The organism is Agromyces sp. P1_H4 (assembly GCF_056405255.1).
Genome location: NZ_JBFUCL010000242.1, coordinates 1 through 5,912, shown reverse-complemented (window position 1 = coordinate 5,912; position 5,912 = coordinate 1). Strand labels below are relative to the sequence as shown.

General features: G+C 71.8%; 6 protein-coding genes. All 6 read right to left on the bottom strand.

Annotated elements, in window-relative coordinates; translation table 11 throughout:
- On the bottom strand, positions 1 to 479 hold a 479-nt coding region (locus AC1DY2_RS13985), incomplete at its 3' end, for a DNA-3-methyladenine glycosylase (RefSeq protein ID WP_476762984.1).
- A gap of 7 nt (positions 480 to 486) precedes the next feature.
- Positions 487 to 1,920, bottom strand: coding sequence for an argininosuccinate lyase (gene argH / locus AC1DY2_RS13980; protein WP_309972603.1), 1,434 nt, complete (start codon positions 1,918 to 1,920; stop codon positions 487 to 489).
- The gene (gene argF, locus AC1DY2_RS13975) at positions 1,920 to 2,849 is read right to left on the bottom strand and encodes an ornithine carbamoyltransferase (protein WP_476762983.1); all 930 of its coding nucleotides are present in this window, start codon (positions 2,847 to 2,849) and stop codon (positions 1,920 to 1,922) included. The genes argH and argF overlap by 1 nt, the downstream gene beginning before the upstream one ends.
- A gap of 69 nt (positions 2,850 to 2,918) precedes the next feature.
- Entirely contained in the window at positions 2,919 to 4,130 is a 1,212-nt protein-coding gene (locus tag AC1DY2_RS13970; RefSeq protein ID WP_476762982.1) for an acetylornithine transaminase, read from the bottom strand.
- Entirely contained in the window at positions 4,127 to 5,059 is a 933-nt protein-coding gene (gene argB, locus AC1DY2_RS13965; RefSeq protein WP_476762981.1) for an acetylglutamate kinase, read from the bottom strand. The genes AC1DY2_RS13970 and argB overlap by 4 nt, the downstream gene beginning before the upstream one ends.
- Before the next feature lies 1 nt (position 5,060).
- On the bottom strand, positions 5,061 to 5,912 hold an 852-nt coding region (locus tag AC1DY2_RS13960), incomplete at its 5' end, for a bifunctional ornithine acetyltransferase/N-acetylglutamate synthase (RefSeq protein WP_476762980.1).

Sequence of the window (5,912 nt, the reverse complement as noted above, 5' to 3'; positions counted from 1 at the left end):
GGAACCTCCAGCGCGAACGGCGGCGCCAGCAGGTCGGCGCCGCTCGCTGCCAGCGGCACCCCGAGCGCGACGGCGAGGCGGGCGGGCCCCCGCGCCAGGTCGCGGTCGGGGGCGCCGGGCCGACGCCGACGCGCGAGTTCGAGCCCCTCGACGATGGTGCCGCCGCGCAGGAGCACCGCCGACGACATGCCCGGGACTCCGGCCACGACGTTGAGGCACGTATGCATGCCGTAGGTGAAGTACGCGTACAGGTGCGCGGCCTCGCCGAACATGACCCCGTTCCTGCGCGTCATGCCGCGGAACGCATGCGAGCCAGGGTCCTCGCCGACGCCGCGGTACGCCTCCACCTCGGCGATGCGCAGAGCCACCGGTCCGTCCTCGGAGTCGTGGGTCAGCACGGCGCCGAGGAGCAGCGGCGCGAGCTCGACGGAGTCGCGCGCGAAGAACGCACGCGATGCCGTGACGAGCCGCTCCGTCATCCGTCGCTCATCGACCCGCGACCGGCAGGCCCCCGACGAGGTGCCGCACGCGATCGGCGAGCCGGGCGAACTGCTCGTCGACCCGAACCGGCGCCGTGCCGCCGAGCCCGTCGCGACTCGAGACCGACCCCTCGACCGTGAGCACGCCACGGACCTCGGGCGTCAGGTGCGGCGAGATCGACGCGAGCGCGGCGTCGGAGATCTCGTCGAGCTCGAGACCGTGCTCCTCGGCGTAGCGCACGACCGCGCCGGTGATCTCGTGGGCGTCGCGGAACGGCACGTGCTGCTTCACGAGCCACTCCGCGACATCCGTGGCGAGCGAGAACCCCGCGGGCGCGAGCTCGGCCATGCGCTCGGTGTGGAACGTCAGCGTGGCGATCATGCCCGTGAAGGCCGGGAGGAGCACCTCGAGTGTCTCGACCGAGTCGAACACCGGCTCCTTGTCCTCCTGGAGGTCGCGGTTGTACGCGAGCGGCAGGCCCTTGAGCGTGGCGAGCAGGCCGGAGAGGTTGCCGATCAGGCGGCCCGACTTGCCGCGTGCGAGCTCGGCGATGTCGGGGTTCTTCTTCTGCGGCATGATCGAGGATCCGGTCGAATACGCGTCGTCGAGGGTGACGAACCCGAACTCGCGCGTGTTCCAGAGGATCACGTCCTCCGCGAGCCGTGAGACGTCGATTCCGATCATGGCGGTGACGAACGCGAACTCCGCGACCACGTCGCGACTCGCGGTGGCGTCGAGCGAGTTCTCGGCCGGCGCCGCGAGGCCCAGGTCGCGGGCGACGGATGCCGCGTCGAGGCCGAGCGTCGACCCGGCCAGCGCTCCCCCGCCGTAGGGCGAGACATCCGCCCGCTTCGTCCAGTCGACGATCCGCTCGAGGTCGCGCGACAGCGCCCACGCGTACGCCAGGAGATGGTGGGCGAGCAGCACCGGCTGCGCGTGCTGGAGGTGCGTGCGACCCGGCATGACCGCGGTGCGGTGCGCGTCGGCCTGGGCGGCGAGCGCGTCGATGAGGTGCACCAGCTGCTGGCCGATGGTCGCCGCGTGGTCCTTCAGGTAGAGACGCACGAGCGTCGCGATCTGGTCGTTCCGGCTGCGCCCCGCGCGCAGCTTGCCGCCGAGCTCGGGACCGACGATGCCGATGAGCGCGGCCTCGAGGGCGCCGTGGACGTCTTCATCGGCGTCGCCGGCGACGATCCGTCCCGACGACACGTCGGACTCCAGCTGGTCGAGGCCCGCGAGCATCGCGGTGAGCTCGTCGTCGGTGAGGTAGCCCGCAGCCGCGAGGGCGCGGGCGTGAGCCCGGGACCCGGCGAGGTCGTAGGGCGCGAGCTGCCAGTCGAAATGCGTCGACTTCGAGAGCCGGGCGAGCTCGGGCGATGGGCCGCTCGCGAACCGGGCGCCCCAGAGGGATCCCTCGTTGGTGCCGTGCTCCTCGGCCATCAGGCGTCCTTCCGCTCGAGCAGCCACACCAGCAGCGCCTTCTGCGCATGCAGCCGGTTCTCGGCCTCGTCCCAGATGATCGACTGCTCGCCGTCGATGACCTCGGCGGTGACCTCGTAGCCGCGATCCGCCGGCAGGCAGTGCAGGAAGACCGCATCGGATGCCGCGAGCGACATGAGTTCGCGATCGACCTGGTACGCGCCGAACGTCGCGACGCGGTGGGCCTTCTCGTCCTCCTTGCCCATCGACACCCAGGTGTCGGTGACGATGACGTCGGCGCCCGAGGCCGCCTCCGCGGCATCCGTGAACAGGCTGACGGAACCGCCGGTGGTCGCGGCGACGCGGTCGGCGTCGGCGACGACGGATGCCGCGGGCGCGAACTCCTCGGGGGACGCGACCCGCACGTGCATGCCCGCCGTCGCGCCGGCGAGCACGTAGGACTGGGCCATGTTCGAGGCGCCGTCGCCGAGGAAGGTGACGGTCAGCCCGGCGAGGCGACCCTTGTGCTCACGGATGGTGAGCAGGTCGGCCAGCAGCTGGCACGGGTGGAAGTCGTCGGAGAGTGCGTTCACCACCGGCACCGTGGTGCCGGCGGCCATCTCCTCGAGTCCGGCCTGCCCGTAGGTGCGCCAGACGATGGCCGCGACCATGCGCTCGAGCACCCGGGCCGTGTCGGAGGGGGTCTCCTTGCCGCCGAGCTGGCTGTTCGCCGTCGAGATGATGAGCGGCGATCCGCCGAGATCGGCGATGCCGACGGCGAACGACACCCGGGTGCGCGTCGACGACTTGTCGAAGATCACGGCGACGGTCTGGGGTCCGGCGAGCGGCTTCGTGCCCCAGCGGTCGGCCTTCAGGCGCTCGGCGAGGTCGAGGATCTCGGCCTGCTCGGCCGGAGTGATGTCGTCGTCGCGGAGGAAGTGGCGGGTCATGCGGTTCCGTTCGTGTGGATCGGGTCGTGCGAGGTCTGCGTGGTCTGCGTGGTGACGGCCTGCCCCGGTTCAGTGGAGCGCCGAGGCGACGGCGTCGAGGGCGCGGGAGAACTTGTCGGCGAACTCGTCGACCTCCGCGTCGCCGATGATCAGGGGTGGGGCCATGCGGATGGTGGAGTCGTTCGCCGCGTTGACGATGAGGCCCGCTCGCATGGCCTCGGCGGTGAGCCGGGTGGCGACCGGCTCGCTGAGCGCGATGCCGATGAGGAGGCCCCGGCCGCGGGTCCCGGCGATGAGCGGGGAGTCGAGCGACGCGATGCGCTCGTCGAGCTGCCGCCCGCGCAGGGCCGCGTTCTCGACGAGGCCGGCCCGCTCGATCTCGCCGAGGACGGCGTTCGAGACCGCGGTCGCGAGCGGGTTGCCGCCGAACGTCGAGCCGTGCTGCCCCTTGGAGTACAGCGACGACGCGTGGCCGAAGGTCACGAGGCCGCCGATAGGGAACCCGCCGCCGATGCCCTTCGCGACGGTGATCGCATCCGGCGTGATGCCGGCGTGCTGGAACGCGAACCACTCGCCGGTGCGGCCGGCGCCGGTCTGGATCTCGTCGACGATGAGCAGCGCGCCGTGCCGGTGCGTCAGCTCGCGGGCGGCCACGAGGAATCCATCGGGCAGCTCGACGACGCCGGCCTCACCCTGGATGGGTTCGACGAAGAGCGCGGCGACCCCGTCGTCGAGCGACGCCTCGAGCGCCTCGATCGTGGCCGGGATGTGCTCGACTCCGCCGGGCAGCGGCTCGAAGGCCTCGCGCATGTGCGCCTTGCCGGTGAGCGCGAGCGAGCCCATGGTGCGGCCGTGGAAGCCGTCGACGAGCGCCAGCACGCGGCTGCGGGCGCCGCCCGAGTTGTTGAGGCGCGCCAGCTTGAACGCGGCCTCGTTCGCCTCGGCGCCGGAGTTGCCGAACCAGGCGCGCCCCTGGTCGCCCGTGCCTGCCAGGCGGGTGATGCGCTCCGCGAGCTCGAGTGCGGGCTCCGTCGTGAAGTAGTTGGACACGTGCGCGAGGCGGGCCGCCTGCGTCGAGACGGCCTCGACGAACACGGGGTGCGCATGCCCGAGCGAGTTCACCGCGATACCTGCGAGGAAGTCGAGGTACTCGTGCCCCGCGTCGTCCCACACCCGCGCACCACGGCCGTGATCGAGCTTCGCGAGCGGCATCCCGATCGCGCGCATCACGCGTCGGTCGAAGCGGCCCTGCCACTCGTTGAGGTCGTCGAGGGCCGTCATGCGGGAACCACCTCCGTGCCGATGCCCGACTGGGTGAACACCTCGAGCAGGATCGAGTGCGGGATGCGCCCGTCGATGATCGCCGCCTTGGCGACGCCGCCCTCGACGGCTTCGAGGCACGCTGCCATCTTCGGGATCATCCCCGATTCGAGCTTCGGCAGCAGGGCCGTGAGCTCGGGCACGCCGATCACCGACACGAGCGAGTCGCGATTGGGCCAGTCTCGGTAGAGGCCCGCGACATCGGTCAGGATCACGAGCTTGGCCGCACCGAGCGCGACCGCGAGGGATGCCGCCGCCGAGTCGGCGTTCACGTTGAGCGACTGTCCGGGCGTAGCGCCGTCGGGCGCGATCGAGGAGACGACCGGGATGCGGCCCGCGTCGAGCTGCGCGTGCACCGCGGCCGGATCGACGGCGACCACGTCGCCGACGAGTCCCAGGTCGACCTCGACCCCGTCGACCACGGCGCCCCGGCGGCGGCCGGTGAACAACCCGGCATCCTCGCCCGAGAGTCCGGCGGCCAGCGGGCCGTGCTCGTTGATGAGCGACACCAGCTCGCGATTGACCTGACCCGACAGCACCATGCGTACGACGTCCATCGTCTCGGGCGTCGTGACCCGGTAGCCGCCGCGGAACTCGCTCTCGATGCCGAGCCGCCCGAGCATCGCCGAGATCTGGGGTCCGCCGCCGTGCACCACGACGGGCTTGATGCCGGCGTAGCGCAGGTAGACCATGTCCTCGGCGAACGCGCGCTGCAGCTCTGGGCTCACCATCGCGTTGCCGCCGAACTTCACCACGATCGTCTCGCCGTGGAAGCGCTTCAGCCACGGCAGCGAGTCGATGAGCACCTGCGCCTTGTCGCCCGCCGTCGCCGTCCAGGCCGCGTCGCCCGCGGCATCCGTCTCGTTGGTCGTCGCGTTCTCGTCGCCCATGTCAGCTCGCGTACGCGCTGTTCTCATGCACGTAGTCGTGCGTGAGGTCGTTGGTGAGGATGGTGGCGGATGCCTCGCCGGCGTGCAGCTCGATGAGCACGTGCGTGGCACGCGGCGTCAAGTCGACCCGCTCGCGCGGCGCGTCGGGCCGGCCCGCGTGGCACACCCGGACGCCGTTCATGGAGACGTCGACGAGGTAGGGGTCGAACGGCGCCTTCGTCGTGCCGATCGCCGCGAGCACCCGCCCCCAGTTGGGATCGTTGCCGAAGATCGCCGCCTTGAAGAGGTTGTTCCGGGCCACCGACCGGCCCACCTCGACGGCGTCGTCCTCGGAGACCGCCCCGCGCACCTCGATGGCGATGTCGTGGCTGGCGCCCTCTGCGTCTTCCTGCAGCTGCTGCGCGAGCGAGCGGCACGCGTCGGTCACGGCTGCCGTGAACGCGGCCGGGTCGGGCACGACGCCCGACGCACCCGAGGCGAGGAGCGTGACCTGGTCGTTGGTGGACATGCAGCCGTCGGAGTCCAGCCGGTCGAAGGTCACCCGGGTGGCGTCACGCAGCGCGGTGTCGAGCGCCTGGGCCGCGACGTCGGCGTCGGTCGTCAGCACCACGAGCATCGTGGCGAGGCCCGGCGCGAGCATGCCCGCGCCCTTCGCGATGCCGCCGACGCGCCATCCGTCGCCCTCGACCACCACGGTCTTCGGGCGCGTGTCGGTCGTCATGATGGCGCGCGCGGCGTCGGCGCCGCCCTCGGTCGAGAGTCGGTTGGCGGCCGACAGCACGCCCTCCTGGAGGACCTCGCCGTCGAGCTGCTCGCCGATGAGCCCGGTGGAGCAGACCAGCACGTCGCCCGC